The sequence below is a fragment of the Azospirillum griseum genome (assembly GCF_003966125.1).
Taxonomy (GTDB): domain Bacteria; phylum Pseudomonadota; class Alphaproteobacteria; order Azospirillales; family Azospirillaceae; genus Azospirillum; species Azospirillum griseum.
Window position 1 is genome coordinate 1 of record NZ_RXMA01000203.1, and the last position, 233, is coordinate 233.

A 233-nucleotide genomic window follows, 5' to 3' on the forward strand; every position below is an offset into this window, starting at 1 on the left:
CCGGTCACGACGGTGCCACGGCCCGAGATCGAGAACACGTCTTCGATCGGCATCAGGAACGGACGGTCAACCGGACGCTCCGGCTGCGGGATGTACTCGTCAACCGTCTTCATCAGGGCCAGAACGGCGTCGCGGCCGATTTCCGGCGAACGGTCTTCCAGCGCGCACAGCGCCGAACCCTTCGTGATCGGAATGTCGTCGCCGGGGAACTGGTAGGACGACAGAAGCTCGCG

General features: G+C 64.8%; 1 pseudogene. It reads right to left on the reverse strand.

The window, feature by feature from the left end:
• Nucleotides 1-233 (reverse strand): annotated as a pseudogene (gene tuf / locus EJ903_RS26780) (elongation factor Tu); the annotation flags it as partial.